Raw genomic sequence first — 20,151 nt, forward strand, 5'->3', positions numbered from 1 at the left:
CTCAGTCCTCGTCCAGGGGTTGCGGCTTGGAAGGCTTCCGGCGGGGGCGGGCGGCGGCCGCTCCGCGTCTGGCCAGCGACCAGGCAGGTCGCCAGAGGATGCGGAGGGTCAATACGTCGAGCAACGCCCCGCCGACGAATCGGACCCAGGGCGACGCGAACAGGCGCGACTCGGCGGCGCGGTCGATGGAGTAGAAGAAAACGGGGGTCAGGACGATGCCGAAGAGCGTGACTCCGAGCATGCCGCTGAACACGGCGACGCCCAGCGACTTCCGCATCTCGGCCCCGGCGCCGTGCGCGTAGAGCAGGGGGACCACGCCCAGGATGAAGGCCAGCGAGGTCATGATGATTGGACGTAGTCGAAGTCGGCAGGCTTCAAGAGTCGCCTCGCGGATTGAATGTCCTTGCGTGTGGATCAACTTGGCGAACTGGACGATCAGGATCGCGTTCTTGCTCGCCAGGCCGACGAGCACCACCAGTCCGACCTGGGTGAAAATGTTGATGTCCGTCCCCGCGTTGTGAACCCCCAGCGAGGCGCTGTTGCGGACGCCCACCACGGCGCTGAGCATGCAGAGCGGCACCGAGAGAATCACCGCCAGGGGCATCGACCAACTCTCGAACTGGGCGGCCAGAACGAGGAAGACCATCACGATCGAGAAACAGAAGACGTACAGCGCCGTGTTGCCGGCGAGCTGCTCCAGATAGGCCAACTCGGTCCACTCAAAACTCATCGCCTGCGGCAGTTCACGGGCGGCCAACTTCTCCATCGCGGCGATGGCTGTCCCCGAGCTGACGCCGGGGACGGCTGAGCCGTTGATCGAAGCGGCCGGGTACATGTTGTAGCGGGTGAGGATGAGCGGCCCGTTGATCTCCTTGACCTGGGCCACCGCGCCGATCGGCACCATGGTCCCGCGGTCGTTGCGGACATGGAGCCGACTGATGTCGTCCTTCTGGTCACGATACTTGGGCATGGCCTGGACCACGACCTGCCAGGTCCGGCCGAAGAGATTGAAGTCGTTGACGTAGAGCGAGCCCAGGTACGCCTGCAGCGTCTGGAAGACGTCGCGCAGGGTCAGTCCCTTGACCAGACAGGCGTCCCGGTCGACGTCGAGGAAGATCTGCGGGACGTTGGCGCGAAAGACGGCCGTCAGTCCATCGACGACCGGCGACCGCTTCGCCGGCCCTCCCTCAAGCAGTTGCCTGAGCGTTGCCGAAAGGTTGTTCGGCTTCTTGTCGGCCTCGGGCGCACCGGCGGGCGTCGGGGCCTGAGCGGGAATGCGTTCACCGTTGACGTCGATTCCGCCGTTCGTCGGACTGACGTTCGCGGCGGACACGAGTTTCTCGATCTCGCGCTGGAGTCGCTCGGGGCCGAGATCGCCGCGGTCCTCAATCATAAGCATCCAGCCGCCTGCACGGCCGGCGCCTCGAATCGGCGGAGGCCCAAAGATCGAGACCTGGGCTTCCGGGACGGCGGCCGAGAGCTTCCCTCGCAGCCTGTTCATGATGGCCTCGTAATAGAGGTCATCGGACTTGCGTTTGCCGAACTCGTCGAGCGTGATGAACATCGTTCCGAAGTTCGATCCGAAAGCGCTCAGCAGCAGCGACTGCCCGGTGATCGCCACGGTCGACGCCACGCCCGGCTCCTTGCCAGCGATCTTGGCGATCTTACGAAGCGCCGTGCGCGTTCGCTCCAGGGAGGCCGAGTCCGGCAGCTGGACGTTCGCCAGCATGTAGCCCATATCCTGCGATGGGACGAAGCCGCGGGGCGTCTTGATGAACGTGTCGTACGTCAAGAACATCAGGCCGGCGTAAACGACGAAGACGAGCAGGAAGACTCGCAAGAGGCCGCCGACCAGGCGGGAATACAGGCCGGCAGTGGCGACGAAGCCCCGATTGAAGATCGCGAAGAAACCGCCCAGGAATCGATTGATCACACCAGAGAGGAGCCAGAGGACCACGGCGCCGATCAGCCCCCCCAGAATCAGGGCCGTTTGCTCGGGAGTGGCTCCGAGCCGGCTCATCAGCTCGTGGGCTCCGTCGAACACCGAGGCTCGCGACTGAACCTGCGCTTCAACCCGTTCCAGATAGGGCGTCAGTCGCGGCCCCAGGATCGTATATCCCAGCCAGGCCCCGAGGCACGCCAGGACCAATCGCGGCAGCGCCTGATACTCGCCCTTCTCGCGAGGCTTCAGGAGCATCGCGGCCAGGGCTGGGCTGAGCGTCAGCGAGTTGATCGTGGAGAGGATCGTCGAGGAGGCGATCGTGAGGGCGAACTGTCGGAAGAACTGCCCGGTTACTCCCGCAATGAACGCACAGGGGACGAACACGGCCGTCAGCACCAGGCCGACGGCGATCACCGGCGTCGAGACCTCGGACATCGCCTGGATCGTCGCCGCTCGGGGCGTCATGCCGTGCTCGATGTGATGCTCGACCGACTCGACGACGACGATGGCGTCGTCGACCACGATGCCGATCGCCAGCACTAGCCCGAACAGCGTCAAGTTGTTCAGGCTGAAACCGAGGGCCAGCATGACGGCGAAGGTCCCGACGATGCCGACTGGAACGGCGACGAGCGGAATCAACGCCGACCGCCAGTTCTGAAGGAACAGGAGCACGACCAGAGCAACCAGCACGACCGAGTCCAGGAGGGTCTTGAAGACCTCCTGGATCGACTCCCGGATGAACGGGGTCGTGTCGTATCGGATCATGTAGTCCACGCCCTCGGGGAAATCCTTCTTGAGCTCCTCGATCTTGGCTCGGACGACGTCCGCGGTCTCCAGCGCGTTGGAGTCCGGGAGCATGAAAATGGCCATGTTGGCCACAGGCATGCCGTTGATCTCGCTGTCGATGTCGAGGCTGCGGGCCCCCATCTCAATCTCACCGAGATCCCGGATGCGTACGAGCCGGCCGTCGCCTGTTCGACGGACGATGACCGCGCCGAACTGATCGACCTCGTTCATTCGGCCGAGTGTGTCGATCGTGAACTGCGTGCTCTGGCCGGAGTCCGACGGCAGGCGTCCGACCGAGCCCGCGGCGACCTGCATGTTCTGCTCACGGAGGGCCGCCACGACGTCGCCGGCGTTGAGGCCGCGAATGGCGAGTTTGTCCGGGTCGAGCCAGATCCGCATGCTGTAGTTGCGCGTACCCAGGACGTTGACGTCGCTGATCCCCGGAACCCGCGCCAACTCCTCGCGGACGTGCATCAGGGCGTAATTGCTCAGATAGAGCTGGTCGTACCGGCCGTTGGGAGAGTAAATGCCAATCGACAGGAGGATGTCCGGGGAGCGTTTGCGAACCGTCACGCCGGTCGCCTTGATCACGTCGGGGAGCATCGGCGTCGCCAGCGCGACCCGGTTTTGGACGAGGACCTGGGCCAGGTTAAGGTCGATCCCCTGCTTGAACGTGACGGTGAGGGTGTAGTTGCCGTCGTTCGTCGACTGCGACGACATGTACATCATCTCGTCGACGCCGTTGACCTTCTGTTCGATGGGCGCGGCGACGGTGTCGGCGACGACCTGGGCGTTGGCCCCCGGATACTGGCAGGTGACCATCACCGTCGGCGGCGCGATCTGGGGGAACATCGCCACCGGCAGGCTGTACAGGGCCAGCCCGCCGGCGAGCGTGATCACGATCGAGATGACCGACGCGAAGATGGGTCGATCGATGAAGAAGCGCGTGAACACGGCGGGGCGCCTCGGGGCTCGACGATGCGGTGTCCGGGGAGTGAAGCGGGCCTGCAGCGGTCAGTGGGTCGCGGCGGGCTTCGCCTCGGCGGCCTTGGCCTCGGCGGGTTTCGCCTCGGTCGGTTTGCTCGGCTGGGGTTGAGAGCCCGCCCCGTCGACGTCGGACTCGAACGGGCGGGCCGAAACGGGTGAGTCTTTGCGGAGCTTCTGGAGCCCGCTGACGACGACGAGATCGTCGGGCTTGAGGCCTTGTTCCACCTCGCGCCATCCGTCGACCAGGACGCCGATCCGGCCGAGCGGGACGAGCGTGTGGGTGAACTTCGGAATTGGCGCGCCAGCGCGGTCGAGGAGCGGCTTGCCAGCCTTGTCCTCGAAGAAGGCGGCCTTGCCTTCCTTCATGGCTCGCGTGAGGACGTAGACCTTCTTCTGGCCCTGGTCGGAGGTGAGAGCCTCCTCGCGGACCATCAACGCAGGGTGGGGATCGCCGATCGGCAGCTTGACCCGAACGAACATGCCCGGAGTGAACAACCCCTTGGAGTTCTCGAGCTTGGCTCGGAATCGGAGCGTGCCCGTGTTGAGGTCGACGCGGTTGTCGGTGAAGTCGACGAGCCCCTTGTGCTCGAACTCGTTCTCGTCGGCGAGGGCGATTTCAACGGGAACTTGATGCTCGTTCTCGGCCTTGATTCGGCCCTCGTCGAGCAGGCGGCGGATCCGCAACATGGCCGCCTCGTGGACGTCGAAGTAAACGTAGATCGGGTCCTGGCTGACGATGGTCGTCAGGGCCGTCTCGTCCGCCTTCACAAGGTTGCCCGGGTCGACGAGCCGGCGGCCGAGCCTCCCGCTGATCGGCGAGGTGACGCGGGTGAACTCCAGGTCCAACTTCGCGAGGTCGTAAGCCGCCCGGGCCGTGCCGATCGCCGCGACGGCCTCGGCGTGGTCGAAGGCGTACCGGTCGTATTCTTCGCGGCTGATCGAGAGGCCCCGGTCGTAGAGGACCTTGGCCCGTTGATACTCGTTGTTCAACCGCTGGGCGTGGGCTTCCGCCTGTTCGAGCGTCGCCTTCGTTCGGTCGAGGGCCGCCTGGAACGGCCGGGCGTCGATCTGGAAGAGGACCGCGTCCTTCTCGACCAACTGGCCGTCCTGGAAGAAGACGTCGTTCAGGTAGCCTGCCACCCGGGCTCGGATCTCGACGGAGAAAATGGCCTCCGTCCGGCCGGGGAACGATTCGAAGTCAAGCACCTCGCGCGTGATCGGCCGGTCGAAGACGACGAGGTCCGGCGGCTTGGCCGCCGGCGACGTTGAAGACGACGCACTGCCGCAGCCGGGGGCGGCGGCAGCCAGCATCACCAGACCCATGCCCAGCCAGTTGCGACGGTCCATTCGGATCGCTCCTACCGCGATGTCTTCACGCATGTTTCGGCCCTCTCGCGGGGGACGGCAGACTGACGTTCGGAGGAAGCAGGTCGGCGTCGGCGAGCCTCTTCCGTTCGGCGTCCGAGAGAATCCCCCGGAAGACCACGTCCAGGATGTCCCGCGCCTGTTCGGCGACTGGTTTCGCGGAGCCTGCGAAGTAATTGGTGAACATCGTGCCGTAGATCAGGTTGCCGATCACGTCGCTGATCTGTTGCGGCGGCAGTTCTCGCAGCCGCCCGGCGGTCGTCAAGTCACCGTAGAGACTCCGCCATTTCTCGCCGTGAACCACCCGGTGCTCGATATAAGTGGGGCGAGTCCGGTCCTTGAACTGGGCCCGTTCCTGGATCAGCAACTCGACGAATTCGGGCCGCTCGGCGAAGAACGTCAAGAACGCCTCGATTCCCCGAGCGATCCGCTCCAGGCCGTCCTCGATCGCCGCCGTCGACGACGACACCTGCTCCGCAAGCTTCCGCATCACTCGATCGGCGGCGGCCAGGAACAATTCCCGCTTGCTTGGGAAATAACGGTAGATCGTCCCCTTGCCCACCCCCAGCCGATCCGCCAGTTCCTGCGTCATGGCGTCCGAAAAACCGTGCTCGGCGAACAACTCCGTGGCCGTTCGGAGGATCTCCTCCTTACGAGCCTCGGCGTCCTTGCTGGAAGGCCGCGACGTCAATCTCTCTCCGGGGCCGACGCTCATCGAGGTTCCTCAGGCGGGACGGACTGACCGGTCAGTCAGCCTATCTTAAAGGAACTAAGTGTCAAATCAACCTTCAACATCCGGGTTGATTTCGATTGCGAGCGCGTCCATGATGGTGGCGATCGGCGCGAGGGCGGTTCGACGTCCCGTGACCTTTGCACGCCTGCTTGCTCTCGACATCCGCTCCGCTCCCGCCGTCGACCACCGATCGACCCAATTTCCCAGCCTCTATCCGACAAGCGGACCCGAATCATGCTGACCACCGGCCCGCTCCGCCGACTCCTGGCTTTATCAGCGTCATTGGCACTTGCCGCGGCCTTCCCGGCGGCCGGCGCGAAAGCCGCGGAGGATGCATCGGCCAAGGACGCGAAGCCTTCGCCGGAGGCAGTCGCGTTCTTCGAGACGTCGGTACGGCCGGTCCTGGTCGAATCCTGCCAGAAGTGCCACGGCCCCGAGAAGCAGAAGGCCGACTTCCGCGTGGACAGCCGCGAGGCGATTCTCAGAGGCGGATCGCTGGGGCCGGCCGTCGTCCCCGGAAAGCCCGGTGAGTCCCCGCTGGTTCAGGCCCTGGCTCACGCCGAGGGTGAGGAACTGAAGATGCCCCCCGCCGGTAAGCTGGCGGCCCCGGCGATTCAGGCTCTCACGCGGTGGGTTGAAATGGGGGCGCCCTGGGGCGAGGCGTCGGGTTCCACCGCTTCATCATCCGTCGACGCCGCCCGCGACCACTGGGCGTTTCGTCCGTTGCAGACGACGCCGCTTCCCGAGGTCCGCGACCATTCCTGGGTGAAGTCGCCGATCGACGCTCGGATCCTGGCGAAACTGGAGCAGGAGGGGATAACCCCTTCTCCCGCCGTCGACCGTCGGACGCTCCTTCGTCGCGCGACGATCGACCTGCTGGGAGTTCCCCCGACGATCGATGAGATTCGAGCCTTTGAGAACGACCCCGCCCCCGACGCTTTTGCGAAGGTCGTCGACCGTTTGCTGGCATCCCCCATGTACGGCGAGCGTTGGGGGAGGCACTGGCTGGACGTCGCCCGCTACGCCGACACCAAGGGGTATGTCTTCCAGGAGGAACGCAAGTATCCCTACGCGTTCACTTATCGCGACTATGTGATCGACGCGTTCAACGCCGATATGCCGTTCAATCGGTTCATCCTCGAGCAACTCGCCGCCGATCGGTTGCCGGCGGACGGCGACGCCAGTCGGCTGGCGGCGATGGGGTTCCTGACCGTCGGGAGACGGTTCCTTCAGGACAAGAACGAGATCATCGACGACCGGATCGACCTCGTCGGACGCGGTTTGCTTGGCCTCACCGTCGCCTGCGCTCGGTGCCATGACCACAAGTTCGACCCGATCCCGACCGAGGACTACTACTCCCTCTATGGCGTTTTCGCCAGCTCGCTCGAGCCGACGGAACTTCCTCGGCTAGATGGAGGCTCGACCGCGGAAGGGGCCCAGACCAAAGAGGCCGAAGCGAAGCTCGCGGCTGCGAAGAAGGACGTCGACGATTACAAGGCCGCCCGTCGCGCCGAGATCGTCGAGGATCTGCGGGCGCGCGGGTCGCTTTACGTCAAAGCCGCCTACGACATCGACTTCGATCCACGCGCGGCGGGAGCCGAGGACCGCGCGAAACGCGACGATCTGTCATCAAACCGGCTCCGCGTGGCCTCTCGCATCTGGAAGGCGAAACTCGACGCCGCCGCGGCCGACGCCGACCCGGTGCTGGCCCCCTGGCGGTTGTTTCGGGCCTTGCCCAGAGACGCCTTCTCGGCTAAGTCGCCCGAGGTTCTCGCGACGCTCGACCGGCGCGTACAGGAGAAGCCTGGGTCGATCCACCCGCTTCTGATCGAGGCGTTGAAGCGAGCCAATCCGACCGAGATGAGCCAGGTCATCGCTTGCTACACGGGGTTGCTCGCGGGGCTGGAGGAGCGTCTGAAGGCGGCCGGCGACAAGAAGAACGATCCGCTCCCCGAGGCCGACTGGGAATCCTTCCGCAAGGCGATCCACGGCGACGGGGGACCTCTTACCCCGGCGGGCGACGATAAGGGACTTCTGGACCGAGCCCAGCGAACAGCGCTCCAGAAGCTCGAAAACAAGGTCGTGCAGATCGACGCGACCCTGGCCGGTCGGATCCGCCGCGCAATGGTGATGAACGACGCTCCCAAGCCCTCGGATACGCGGGTTTTCATGCGAGGGAATCCTGGTCGTCCCGGCAAGGTCGCCCCTCGACAGTTCCTGCGAGTGCTGAGCGGACCCGATCGGAAACCCTTCAGCGACGGCAGCGGCCGGCTGGAACTGGCGCAGGCGATCATCGGTCAGGCGGCGCCTTTGACGGCTCGGGTGATCGTGAATCGGGTCTGGCGCTGGCACTTCGGCGAGGGGCTCGTTGAGAGCCCCAGCGATTTTGGTCTCCGGGCCGATCCGCCGTCGCATCCCGAACTGCTGGACGACCTCGCGGCGGGTTTCATCGCCGACGGTTGGTCGATCAAGAAGCTGCACCGTCGCATCATGCTCTCGAACGCCTATCAGCAGGCAAGCGTCCTTCGACCCGACTGCCAGCAGAAGGACGCTCGCAATCGGTGGGTTTGGCGGTTCAACCGCCAACGACTGGACTTCGAGGCGCTCCGGGACTCGATCCTGTTCGTCTCCGGTTCTCTCGACGAGGCCAAGGGGGGCCAGTCGGTGGCCTTCGACGGCACGTCCAGCCCGCCTCGGCGAACGGTTTACGGGTTCATTGACCGCCAGAACATGGACGGCGTCTACCGAGCGTTCGACTTCGCCATCCCTGACGCCACCAACCCCAAGCGGTTCGTCACGACGGTCCCCCAGCAGGCCCTCTTCTTGATGAACAGTCCGTTCGTCCAATCCCAGGCCAAACGGCTATCCGAGGCCGTGGATTCGGCGGATCGAGCGGTCGCTGTGCGAACGCTCTACGAGCGGGTTCTCGGGCGCCATCCCGATGCTCGCGAGGCCGAGTTGGCGTTGGCGTTCCTCGATCGCCCAGCGGCGAAGGACGGGCCTGCCACGTCCCCGTTGGCGCAGCTCGCCCAGGTTCTGATGCTCACGAACGAATTCCTTTACGTCGACTGATTCCCAACGAGGCCCCTCCCATGGCGCACGCGCCCGACCGGATCGAGGACAGGCTGGCCACCCGCCGCGAGATGCTCTGCCGCTCGGGGATCGGCTTCGGCACGTTGGCCCTGGGGGCGATGCTGTCCGAGGTGGGCGTTCTCGACGCCTCCGCCCGAGCAGGCGACGTCGCGGCGAGCCCCGCCCGGACGTCTCCCAATCCGCTGCTGCCGAAGCTCGCGCCTGGTAAGGCGACCGCCAAGCGGGTCGTCCACTTGTTCATGAACGGCGGGATGTCGCACGTCGACACCTTCGACCCCAAGCCGATCCTGACGAAGTATCACGGCAAGTCGATTCCTTCATCGCTCCCCACGGAACGCAAGACCGGCGCGGCTCTGGGCTCCCCGTACAAGTTCAGGAAGTACGGCGAGAGCGGCCTGGAAGTCAGCGAGTTGTTCGCTCGCACCGCCGAGATGGCCGACGAGATGTGCGTCGTCCGCTCGATGCACGCCGACGTCCCCAACCATGAGCCGTCGTTGATGCTCATGAACTGTGGGGAGTCCCGCCAGGCCCGCCCGAGCCTGGGTTCGTGGGTCCTCTACGGTCTGGGGACCGAGAACCAGAACCTTCCCGGGTTCCTGGTCATGTGTCCGGACGGATACCCGATCGCCGAGTCCCAGAACTGGCAGTCAGCCTTCCTGCCGGGCGTCTTTCAGGGGACTTATCTCGACACCCGCAACACGGATGTCGAGAAACTCATCGCCCACATCCGCAACCACGGCGTCAGTCCGGCCGGCCAGCGGGCTCAACTCGATCTCCTGGCCGAGTTGAACCGCGAGCATCTGGAGAAGCGGAAGCACGAAGCCGATCTTGAGGCTCGCATCCAGTCCTTCGAGCTTGCCTACCGGATGCAGTCCGAGGCCGCCGACGCCTTCGACGTGGATCGCGAGCCGCAGCACGTCCGCGACCTCTACGGCCCGGGCGTCCACGCTCGACAACTGCTGGCGACCCGCCGGCTGCTGGAGCGAGGGGTGCGGTTCGTTCAACTCTGGCACGGTGCCGGCCAGCCCTGGGACAGCCACGACGACCTGGAGACGGCTCACCGCAAGCTCGCGCAACAGTGCGACCAGGGGATCGCCGCTTTTCTGTTCGACCTCAAACAGCGCGGGATGCTCGACGACACGCTCGTGCTCTGCACGGGCGAGTTCGGCCGAACGCCGACCGTGGAACTCCCGACCCCCGGCGCCAACGCCGGCAAGATGAACGGCCGCGACCACAACCACTACGGCTTCACCGCCTGGATGGCCGGCGGCGGAGTCAAGAAGGGCTACATCCACGGCGCGACCGACGAGCTGGGCTTCCAGGCCGTCGAGAACAAGGTTCACGTCCACGACCTGCACGCCACGATTCTTCACCTCCTCGGTTTCGACCACGAGAAGTTCACGTTCCACTACGCCGGCCGCGATTTCCGCCTGACCGATGTGCACGGCCGCGTCGTCCACGAGATCGTCGCCTGATCCTGGCGACTCCCTGAATCGCAGTGAAAAGCCCGAGCCGGCGCAGACCGGTTCGCCGGCCACTTGTTGGCGCAGAATGGGATCAACCATACGATGAGGATTGATCCGGCTTCATGCGCGCCCGCCGGCCCGGTCGCGGCGCCGCGACCCGACCACCGGCCCCTTCACGAGGACCGTCCCGTGCGACGAACCCCGATCGACCCAACACGCCCGTTGTCTCGCCTGGTCGCCGTGCTTGCGGCCCTGGTGTTCGTCGGGAGCATCTCCACGGCTGCGTCGCGGGCCCAGACAGCCGGCAAGGCGGCAGCCCCGGCCCCCGCCCCCTCGCCTCCGATGGACGGGGCGACTGTCGCCGGTCGAGACAAACTCCTGCTCTTCGTTGAGTTCGACGGCCTTGACGCCCACGAGGACGCCTGGCGGAAGACGGCCGCCGCGCGGATGCTCAGCGACACGCCCCTCGGAGCGATGCTGGAGGAGATCGGCGTTCCGCTTCTGGAGAGGATGTCGGCGTCTCTCCCCAAGCGAATGATCAACGGCGCAGACGCGGTCGCCATCATCAAGCACGTGGCCCGCAAGGGTTTTGTGCTGACCTACAGTGCTGATCCTTCGGCGGCCAAGGGTCTTCGCGGAATCCTTGTCCTCAAGGGTGTGACGACGAGCAAGGAATCCAAATCCCTGTTCAGCCGGTTGATCGGCTCGTTCATGGATCCCGCCGTCAAACCCAAGATCGAACGCAAGGGAGGCGCGTCCAGCGATCCCGCTTCCAAGGCCAAGAGCGACGAGTCGGGGCGGGTCCTTGTGAGCGTGCCGCCCGTTCAAGGCGACGGCAAGACCCCCGACCAGGGCTGGGGATGGTGGCCCGAAAAGGACGACCTGATTATCGGCCTCTCTCAGCCCTCCGACCTGGACGTGGCCATCTCGCGGCTGGACGGAAAGACGGCCAACGCCGTCGGCTATGAGCCGGTCGCATCGCTTTCCAAGCCCGACGCCGGAGTCGCTCCGGTGCTCAAGGCCTATTTCGATCCATCGGTCCGTCCGGGAAACAGCGATCCTGGATTCAAGCACATTGAGTATCGCTGGGGATTCCAGGACGAGGCCCTGGCGAGCGTCGCCCGGATCGTCGCGCCGAGGCCCCGGCAGGGGACGCTGGCGTTTCTGGACCAGCCGCCGACCGAGGCCAAGAAATTGCTGCCCGTCCCGGACGGCGTTGAGTATATGGCGTCGGTCTCGCTCAAGCCTGAGCAATGGGCGGCGATGATCTCCTCGGCCTTCGCATCTGGTTCGGCCAAGGCCCATTACGACGCCGTCGTGGAGAGCGTCAAGTCGCGAGGCCGGATTGATTTCGAGAAGGACCTGATCGGCAACCTGGGGCCTCGGGCCGTCTTTTATCTGGCTCCGAGCACCTCGGCCGCGGCCGTTGACGAGCCGAGAGTCGGAAACCTTGCCGACCCGATGGCCATGTTCAACGCTGTCGGGGCTCGGATGCCCAGGCCCGTGATCGTGGCGGAGGTCGGGAACCCGGCCCAGTTCAGCCGAGCGCTCGACGCCGTGATGCTGGAAGCCAACAAGCAGATCAAGGCGGCCATGGCGGAGCAGATCGCCGCCGCGGTCAAGGCCGAGGCCGCCAAGGGAGCTCCCGGCGGTCTGGGCGGCCGGGAGGAGGGAGACGATGCGGCGGCCGCCGAACGCAAGGAACGTCGCCGAGAAGAAGCGGCCACGCCTGAATTCCGGCTGCTCCCCGCGACGGGCGGGGAGACTTCGCGAACCTACATGCTCAACGTCGCCACCTCGTCGCCCGTTAAGCTCCCCCCAGGTTTCAAGCCGACTGTCCGCCTGGAGGGGAAGATTTTCGTCGTCTCGACGTCGCCCGAGGCGGCCCGGGTCGCCATGGACGCGGCCAAGCAGAAGTCGTGGACCCCGTCAGAGGAGATCGCGCGGGCGATCTCCAAGGCTCCTGATTCGGCGGTCGCCTTGTTCTACGGCGACTTCCGCGATACGACGTCGGGGGTTCTGGCAAGCCTTCCCGGAACGCTTCAGACGACGATCAACTCGGCCATCGCGGCCAGCGAGGCTCTGATGACCGCGACCCCTGCCAGTGGGCCAGGCGCTCCTCCGGGAGCCGGCCCCGGCGCTTCTCCCCGCCGCGGCGGTGGACCGATGGGACTCGCGTCGGATGGGATGAGGCCCGGTATGGGGCCGGACGGGATGCTCTTGCCGCCGGGCTCGGGCGGTTCTGCTCCGGGAGGCGCAACTCCCGCGGGCGCGGCCCCTGCGATGGTCCAACTCCGAGTTGATCCCTCTCATCTGCCGAAGGTCGACGAACTCAAGGCACTGATGTTCCCGTCGACGACCACTGTGACGGTCGACGACGACTCGATTCGGATCGTATCCCGCACTGCGTTCCCCGATGCGACGGCCGTGCTGGGAGCGAAGGGGGTTCTGCCGGCCATGCTCGCGCCGGCGATCGCCAACGCTCGAATCGCCGCCAAGGCGGCTGCGGCGGCTCAACCTGCGGGCGGTCAGCCTGGTCAACCAGGTCAACCAGGTGCTCCTGGAGCCCCCGGAGCACCCGGAGCCCCTGGCGCCCCGGGCCTTCCTTAAGGCGTCAGCGGCCGCCATCAGCTTTGAGAAGCCTTGGCCCGACCTCTGACGCGCCGGCCAGAGGTCGGGCCGCTCCATCGCGGGCCGGCGTGGCTCGATAAAACGATCGTCCCCAGCTCTCCCATGAAACGGAGGACGTCTCGATGGAACTCGTCAACGAAGTCACCGCCCGCCTGGAAAATAAGCCCGGCCGGTTGGCGAAAATCTGCTCCGCCCTCGCCCAGGAGAAGGTGGATCTCCAGGCGATCAGCGTCATGGAGACCTCGAACGGCGCCAGCGTCCTGCGGCTGGTTGCGTCGGACGTCGAGGCCGCACGGCGGATTCTCACGGGGCTCGGCGCGGAGTCGACCGTCGCCGAGGTCCTGGCCGTCCAGATCGAGAACCGGACTGGGGCGTTGGCCGGGGTCCTCGAGAAACTGGCGGCGGAGCACATCAACATCGAGTACGCTTACATCTCGTCGTCAGCGAACCAAGGAAAGGCGCTGGCGATCCTCCATGCGACGAACGTGAAACGGGCTCAGCAGATTCTCCGGGATTCGACCCCCGCCGCCGAGAAGGCGGCTGGTCGTCGACCCCTCCACTCGCGCTGAGGCGTCGCGGCAAATCCGGCGTCCCAGCCATCCTCTGAAGGTCGCGTCTTGGCGAACAAGAAAAAGAAGATCCGGATCGAGCTGAAGAAGAATCGCCAGAAGCGTACGCGCTCAAACGACTTGACGCGCGCCTTCAGCGACGAGAAGCCGGCGGCGGCCGAGTCCGTCGCCGGCGAACGCGTCCGGCCCAAGGGGGAGATGTCCCGTCGCCGCACCATCGTTGCGGACGCCGACGAGACGTCGTCCCCCACGGGGGCCGAGGCCGCCGCCGAGGGGGCGGCCGGACGGCGGGCGGTCGACGAATCAAACTGGCTGTCCGGCAGGGTGTTGAGAGTCCACGGGCTGGTCAACATCGTTGAGGCTGAAGACGGCCGCACATATCCCTGCCACGTCCGCCGATTGCTCAAGAGCATGGCCATCGACGGGCGGAACGTCGTGGCCGTCGGCGACCGCGTTTGGTTCCGTCCTCCCGAAGGAGGAGGCGACGAGGGATTCATCGAGCGGGTCGAGAACCGTCGTGGAGTCGTCACGCGGGGCTACCGTGGGCGTCGCCACGTCCTCGCGGCCAACGTCGACGCCGTCTGCATCGTCTCCGGTCTGGCGGAGCCAGGTCTCAAGATCAGCCTGATCGACCGCTACCTCGCCGCGGCCGAAATCGCCGGGGTGCGTCCGGTGATCGTCCTGAACAAGGCGGACCTCGTGGATGTGGCCCCATATCAGTGGGTCGTTGGACTTTACACCCAGCTTGGCTACGAGACGATCGTCACCTCGGCGGCCGACGGCCGAGGAATCGACCGTTTGCGAGAGCTGCTCCGAGGCGGAGTGACCGCCATCTCCGGCCAGAGCGGCGTTGGGAAAAGTTCACTTCTGAACGCGATTCAACCCGGCCTGAACCTGCGGGTGAGCGAGGTCTCCGACTGGACCTCCAAGGGGAAGCACACCACGACCACCGCCGAGTTGATCCGTCTCAACGACGGCGGCTACGTCGTCGACACTCCCGGTTTGCGCCAATTCGAGTTATGGGACGTGCTTCCGGGCGAGCTTGAAGGCTGTTTCATCGAATTCCGCCCCTTCGTCCCGCTCTGCCGGTTCCCCGACTGCTCCCATACCCATGAGCATCGCTGCGCGGTGAAGGACGCCGTCTACTGGGGGTGGATCCACGCCGGTCGCTACGAGAGCTACCTGAAGCTCTACCACCAGAAGCCAGACGACGGCGTCTGACCAATGTCAGGTCCGGGGTTGCCGAGATTCACCCCGGCTTGTAGGATGGCCGCCCCGCGCACGGAGGCCTAGCGCTTCCCAACTATTCGTGCGGCGCGGTTGCGATCGAGTTCGCGACTAGATTCGTAAGGGGCAGCCGTTGCCGGTCCAGAAGCTGGACGCGGTCGGGGGTCGTGTCGCTTCGATCGATACACGATGTCGGGCGAGATGCCTCATTCGATCGGTTCTTCCCAGGGTTTTTCCCGAACACGCATAAGAAACCACGGAAGACCCCGAATCTTCCCCCAGTGGGACGGCCGAGACCGACGCACTTCAGAGTCACGGCTGGAAGTTCGCTCAAGGCGACATCGATTACGCGGGATGAAGTCGCGCCGGGACGTTCGAGAGGAGACCGATGGGTATGTCCGACGATCAGACGCTTGAGCGGCCGCGAACGGGGACCGACCCGGCCTCCGCTCGCATTCGGGGCGGACGTGTTCGGCTGTCTTGGCTGAGTTGGGAGGCCGTTTTCCTGGTCGCCCTTGTGTCGATCGTCGCCGTCGCACTGTCGTCGTCGCATGAGGCCGAGGACCGGGCGGAGCCTCACGAATCGACCCTGGCGGGTCATGATTTCTTGCTCGAGACAGTGGCCCTGGCCGCGGAACAGGATGTCCTGATCACGACCGGATCAGACGATACGGTCCGGTTCTGGGAGTTGGACCCCGCCAAGCCGATGGACTGGGGCGTGGAGGTGCAGTCTCTGCCTCACGGGTCGCGCCCATATGCTCTTTCCCCGAGCGCCGATGGTCGCTATCTGGCCGTTGGCGGCGGCGGCAGCCTGGCCATCTGGGAACGAAAGGGAGAGGGTTGGGTCCTGCTCACGACGAGGGAGGGGACGGATTACCGTTACCTCGCTTTCGCCCCGGACTCTCGGACGCTTGCGATCGGCGGGGAAGGCGGCGACGTCAGAGTTCTCGACGTACCGTCGATGAAAGAACTGCGCGTGCTGAAGGGGCTGGACGACGGGGTTCATTCCATCGTCTTCTCCCCCGATGGCGCGATCCTGGCGGCCGCCTCCTTCCGAGGGGAACTGGTCATGTGGGATTGGCGGACCGGAGTCGTGAAACCAGCCCTCGAAGCGATCGGTCGCGTCCAGTGCCTCGCCTTCACGCCCGATGGTCGAAGCCTTGCGACCGCGCATTGGGTTGAAGGAGGCGGGGTGGCCCTGCACGATCTTGCGACGGGCCGACTCAAGGCCCGCTTCGGATCTCGGGAAGGGTTCAACTCACTGACGTTCTCGCCCGACGGCTCCCTGCTGGCCGCCGCGGCGACCGATCATTCGATTCGACTCTGGGACGCTCGCACGGGCGAGGTTAAGGGCGTGCTCGACAAGGACATCGGTTGGGTGAAGACGATTCTCTTCACCACCGAGGGGACGCGGCTGGCCTACGGCGGGCGCGACGGAACCGTCCACTTCTGGAACATTCCCGCAGGGGCCGTCGATGCTCAGCTCAGCTTGCGGCCGCGGGGAGAGCGGCATCAGTCTCGAGAGAGCTAAAGGTCCAGGCGAGCGAAGCGTGTGATCTTGTATGATGATCACAGGCTCTCCTCGCTGTTGACCTTCAAGACTGCTCCGGCGAGAACGTCTAGGAGGCGGCGATCCCACAGGGACCGACGATGAACCGTAACGTCGAGCCTGCTCCGACCGTCGAAAGACTCCTCGAGGACGCTCGTGGAGGCGATGGTGCGGCGTTGGGGGCGCTGCTTCAGCGGTACCATAACTACCTGACGCTGCTGACCCGGGTGCAACTCGGGCGGCGGATTCAGGCGAAGCTCGACGTCCTCGACGTCGTTCAGGAGGTCGCGCTCGAAGTCCACCGGCGGATCGGCGGATTCCGAGGTGCATCCGAGGGCGAGTTCCTCGCCTGGTTGCGGCAGATCCTCGGCGGCGTCCTGGCGAATCAGATTCGCCGCTACTTCGGAGCCAAACGACGCGACGTCCGGCTCGAGTGCGATCTCTACGAGGATCTCGACCGTTCGTCGAAGGCGATGGCGGAACCGATCGCGGCTTCGCAGAGCTCTCCCAGCGCCCAGGCCTCGCGTCGAGAGCAGGCGGTTCTGCTGGTCGATGCACTCGACGCGCTGGCGCCCGACTATCGCGAGGTAATCATCCTCCGTCAGCTGGAAGGTCTCTCCTTCCCGGAGGTTTCCGCCCGCATGGGACGGTCGCTCGACAGCGTTAAGAACCTCTGGGCGCGGGCTCTGGCCAAGCTCCGTTGCGAACTGGAGGCGCTCGATGGACTCTAGCTCCGGTCAGTTCGACCAGACGATCGGCGATCGACCAGACCGCCTCGTCTCGACGGGCGGCGAGGATTCGCTGCTCGCTCGCGCGCTCGAGGAGTATGAGGCCGCCTGCGAGCGAGGCGTCCCCCCTGTCCGCTCGACCTTCCTTCAGAAGTATCCCTCGATCGCTGGAGAGCTTGAATCCTGCCTGGAGGGGCTTGAACGTTTGCGGAGCGCCGAGGTCTGGTTCCATAGCGCCGTCCCCATGCCGCCGGAGAGTCTGGGCGAGTACCGGATCATCCGCGAGCTGGGTCGAGGGGGGATGGGAATCGTCTACGAAGCCGAGCAAGCTCCCTACGGTCGTCGCGTCGCTCTGAAATTGCTCTCCTCCACGGCGGCGATGGACCCGAAGCAGGTCCAGCGCTTCCAGGTTGAGGTTCAGGCCGCTGGGCATCTGCTGCACCCCCACATCGTCCCAATCTATGACGTGGGATGCGAGGCGGGGGTCCACTACTACAGCATGCGATACATCGCCGGAAGACCCCTCTCCGCCTGGATCGACATGCAGAGAAAATCGCCCGAAGCCCAACTCGGCGAGACTGAGTCGTCCTTCCACAAGAAGGTCGCACGTCTAGGGATACAGGCGGCGGAGGCTCTCGACCATGCGCACGGTCTGGGCGTGATTCACCGCGACATCAAGCCGAGCAACCTGCTGCTCGACGAGGACGGTGAGCTTTGGGTCGCCGACTTTGGGCTGGCTCGGCTGCATGGCGCTTCCGGTCTGACCGCCACTGGTGACCTCGTCGGGACGCTCCGCTACATGAGTCCCGAACAGCTCGTCGCTCCCAGAGGCGTCGTCGACCATCGCACCGATCTCTACTCGCTCGGCGCAACGCTGTACGAGTCGCTCGCGCTGACACCCGCTTTTCGCGGCCGGGATATGGCGAGCCTGGTGCGACGGGTCGTTGAGGAGGAGCCGGAACTCCCATCGCGGCGGAATCCGCGGATCCCGCGTGATCTGGAGACGATCGTTCTGAAGGCCATGACCAAGGAGCCCGCCGGACGCTACTCAACGGCCCGGGAGATGGCCGACGACCTGCAACGTTTCGTGGACGGCCGGCCAATCCTCGCCCGTCGACCCAGTCTCGTCGAGCACGGGCGACGCTGGGCCCGCCGCCATCGCTCACTCGCCGCGGCTCTGGCCGGTCTCCTTGTGGTTTCCACCGTCTGTCTCGCGATCAGTACGCTGACGATCTGGTCCGCTCTGGCGAGGAGTCGAAGAGAGTCCGATGCTCGGCAGGTGTTGCTCGACCGGGCCGACCTGAACCTGGAAGTCGCGCACCGAGCCCTCGACCTTTACCTGAAAGCGGCGGAGAAGTGGTCTCCCCTGGGATCGAGCGACCGTCGGGTGACCGACGATCTCGTCGGAGCGGCCCAGCGGCTCTTCCTGGCGGTCGCCACTCGGGACGAGATCTCGTACACCGCCGTGAAGCTCTATCTCGACTCGATGGACTCGTGGCCCCTCGTGCTGGCCGAGGAGACCACCGGCGATCCCGAACCGCTCCGCGCGGCACTTCAATTCTATGAACTGATCGCTTCGTGGAACGAATCCGATCTTCGCACAGCCGAGGCCTGCGCACGCATCGGCGACATTCGAACGACGCTCGGGCAAAGGTATGAGGCGGAAGACGCTTATCGCAAGTCGATGGCGACGATGATCGATCTGATGGCCAAGCCCACCGAGGAACGACTCACCCTCCCGCTCGCGGTGGTCTTGCGAAAGTATGCGGATCTTCTGCGGCGGAGCGCCGTTTATGGGCCGGCCGAGTGGGCCGTCGCACAGTCCGTCGGGCTCTTGAGAGACCGCGTCGGCCACGCGCCGGACGACGCCCTGGCGAAGCTGGCCCTGGCCCAGACGCTGAATCTCAAGGCGAACCTCGAGGGAGACATCGGTCGCTCAGACGCTGCTTTGAAAGACGCTGAGGAAGCCCTGGCGTTGCTGAACGACCTCGAGACCGGGGCCGGCCGCAGTCTTGCCAGCACGCCCGACCTGAAGCAGGAACTCGTGGCCGCTTATACGGGGCTTGGAGCGTGGCTTCAGGTGGAACTCCGACATGAGGAGGCCGAGTCGGCCTATCGCAAAGGGCTGGAGGTGGTTGCAAGGCTCGACGCTGCCGTTTCGGCCCAACCGGCATTTCGCGAGGCGGCCGCACGGTGCCGCTCAGGACTGGGCGAGCTTCTTTGGCGCTCGCGCCGCTATGACGAAGGCGTCGCTGAGTTGAAGCCCGCCGTCGACGCCCTCAAACGTCTGACGACCGATTTCCCCCGCGTGCCCCGCTATCGTCGCGACATGAGTCGAGGCTACGAGCTTCTCAGCCGGATCTACTGGGAGACCGACCGGGCCGAGGAATCCGAGACCGCCCTCCGGGCGGCTTTGGAACTGGACCCCCGCCGCGAGAGTTACGAGCAGACGAGGCGGAACAATATCGCCTGGTATCTCGTCACCACTCCCGATCTGGCCGCACGCAACCCGGCGAAAGCCGTCGAGTGGGCCGAGGCCGTCGTTGCCTATGATCCATCCGCATGGGCTTGCTGGAACACCCTCGGTTACGCTCGCTACCGTATCGGCGACTGGGAAGGCGCGCGTAAGGCCTTCGATCACGCCCTGAGTCTGGAGGACAGCGACGAAGCCTTCGACGGGTTCGGAATGGCGATGGCTCTTTGGCGGCTAGGCCGAAAGGAGGAGGCCCAGGAATGGTACCGCCGCGCCGAACATGCAAGGCGCATCGATCGTTCCGACGATCTGGAGTTGCTCCGCTTCCTCGCCGAGGCGAGAGCGCTGATGGGAGAGGCTCCCGGGCCTAGCACCGACCCCGTTCCCGCGACGATCGCCGAAGTTCTCGCCTCTCCATCCTTCGGCCTTCCCGGTCGTCGCACCGACGTCGTTACTCCCGTCGGTCGACGAAAGATGCAGGGCGGGATCATTCCGCGGTTGCAGAGCTCGACAAGGGCGGTCGACGCAACGCTCGACGAATGAGAAAACGAAGCCGGCCCGTTGAGTGGGCCCGCTTCGCCGGCCTCCACGCCCTTTCTGGT

General features: G+C 65.4%; 11 protein-coding genes. 8 read left to right on the top strand and 3 right to left on the bottom strand.

Annotated elements, in window-relative coordinates; genetic code table 11:
• Window position 1: 1 nt before the first annotated feature.
• The 3 genes from G5C50_RS29645 to G5C50_RS29655 are packed head-to-tail and all read right to left on the bottom strand — an operon-like array spanning window position 2 to window position 5,795.
• Window positions 2-3,682: an efflux RND transporter permease subunit gene (locus tag G5C50_RS29645; protein WP_165075004.1), complete on the bottom strand. Its 3,681-nt coding sequence runs from the start codon at window positions 3,680-3,682 to the stop codon at window positions 2-4.
• Between the two features lie 60 nt (window positions 3,683-3,742).
• Complete coding sequence (locus G5C50_RS29650; RefSeq protein WP_206107912.1) at window positions 3,743-5,095, bottom strand: efflux RND transporter periplasmic adaptor subunit; 1,353 nt, start codon at window positions 5,093-5,095, stop codon at window positions 3,743-3,745.
• Window positions 5,088-5,795 carry a TetR/AcrR family transcriptional regulator gene (locus G5C50_RS29655; protein WP_165075007.1) on the bottom strand — a complete coding sequence of 236 codons (708 nt, stop codon included), beginning with the start codon at window positions 5,793-5,795 and terminating at the stop codon, window positions 5,088-5,090. Before G5C50_RS29655 ends, G5C50_RS29650 begins: the two co-directional genes overlap by 8 nt.
• A 252-nt stretch (window positions 5,796-6,047) precedes the next feature.
• Between G5C50_RS29655 and G5C50_RS29660 the strand changes: the two genes are divergently transcribed.
• The 8 genes from G5C50_RS29660 to G5C50_RS29695 all read left to right on the top strand — a co-directional run bounded on the left by G5C50_RS29660 (window position 6,048) and on the right by G5C50_RS29695 (window position 20,092).
• Entirely contained in the window at window positions 6,048-8,885 is a 2,838-nt protein-coding gene (locus G5C50_RS29660) for a PSD1 and planctomycete cytochrome C domain-containing protein (protein ID WP_165075009.1), read from the top strand.
• Between the two features lie 20 nt (window positions 8,886-8,905).
• Entirely contained in the window at window positions 8,906-10,381 is a 1,476-nt protein-coding gene (locus G5C50_RS29665; protein ID WP_165075011.1) for a DUF1501 domain-containing protein, read from the top strand.
• Window positions 10,382-10,561: 180 nt separating this feature from the next.
• Entirely contained in the window at window positions 10,562-12,982 is a 2,421-nt protein-coding gene (locus tag G5C50_RS29670; RefSeq protein ID WP_165075013.1) for a hypothetical protein, read from the top strand.
• Between the two features lie 143 nt (window positions 12,983-13,125).
• The gene (locus G5C50_RS29675; RefSeq protein WP_165075015.1) at window positions 13,126-13,572 is read left to right on the top strand and encodes an ACT domain-containing protein; all 447 of its coding nucleotides are present in this window, start codon (window positions 13,126-13,128) and stop codon (window positions 13,570-13,572) included.
• Between the two features lie 48 nt (window positions 13,573-13,620).
• A complete protein-coding gene (rsgA, locus tag G5C50_RS29680; protein ID WP_165075017.1) occupies window positions 13,621-14,793 on the top strand; it encodes a ribosome small subunit-dependent GTPase A in 1,173 nt (390 codons plus the stop codon).
• 400 nt (window positions 14,794-15,193) lie between these two features.
• Window positions 15,194-16,330 carry a WD40 repeat domain-containing protein gene (locus G5C50_RS29685; RefSeq protein WP_165075019.1) on the top strand — a complete coding sequence of 379 codons (1,137 nt, stop codon included), beginning with the start codon at window positions 15,194-15,196 and terminating at the stop codon, window positions 16,328-16,330.
• A 119-nt stretch (window positions 16,331-16,449) separates the two neighbouring features.
• Window positions 16,450-17,079, top strand: a complete 630-nt coding sequence (locus tag G5C50_RS29690) for a sigma-70 family RNA polymerase sigma factor (RefSeq protein ID WP_165075021.1) — start codon at window positions 16,450-16,452, stop codon at window positions 17,077-17,079.
• A complete protein-coding gene (locus G5C50_RS29695) occupies window positions 17,069-20,092 on the top strand; it encodes a protein kinase domain-containing protein (protein ID WP_165075042.1) in 3,024 nt (1,007 codons plus the stop codon). The genes G5C50_RS29690 and G5C50_RS29695 overlap by 11 nt, the downstream gene beginning before the upstream one ends.
• Window positions 20,093-20,151: the final 59 nt, after the last annotated feature.

Source organism: Paludisphaera rhizosphaerae (assembly GCF_011065895.1).
GTDB lineage: Bacteria > Planctomycetota > Planctomycetia > Isosphaerales > Isosphaeraceae > Paludisphaera > Paludisphaera rhizosphaerae.

Bases quoted from the DNA above. Each gene is read 5' to 3' on its own strand.
- G5C50_RS29650 (WP_206107912.1), bottom strand. From the start codon at position 5,095: ATGCGTGAAGACATCGCGGTAGGAGCGATCCGAATGGACCGTCGCAAC.
- G5C50_RS29655 (WP_165075007.1), bottom strand. From the start codon at position 5,795: ATGAGCGTCGGCCCCGGAGAGAGATTGACGTCGCGGCCTTCCAGCAAG.
- G5C50_RS29660 (WP_165075009.1), top strand. From the start codon at position 6,048: ATGCTGACCACCGGCCCGCTCCGCCGACTCCTGGCTTTATCAGCGTCA.
- G5C50_RS29665 (WP_165075011.1), top strand. From the start codon at position 8,906: ATGGCGCACGCGCCCGACCGGATCGAGGACAGGCTGGCCACCCGCCGC.
- G5C50_RS29675 (WP_165075015.1), top strand. From the start codon at position 13,126: ATGGAACTCGTCAACGAAGTCACCGCCCGCCTGGAAAATAAGCCCGGC.
- G5C50_RS29685 (WP_165075019.1), top strand. From the start codon at position 15,194: ATGTCCGACGATCAGACGCTTGAGCGGCCGCGAACGGGGACCGACCCG.
- G5C50_RS29690 (WP_165075021.1), top strand. From the start codon at position 16,450: ATGAACCGTAACGTCGAGCCTGCTCCGACCGTCGAAAGACTCCTCGAG.
- G5C50_RS29695 (WP_165075042.1), top strand. From the start codon at position 17,069: ATGGACTCTAGCTCCGGTCAGTTCGACCAGACGATCGGCGATCGACCA.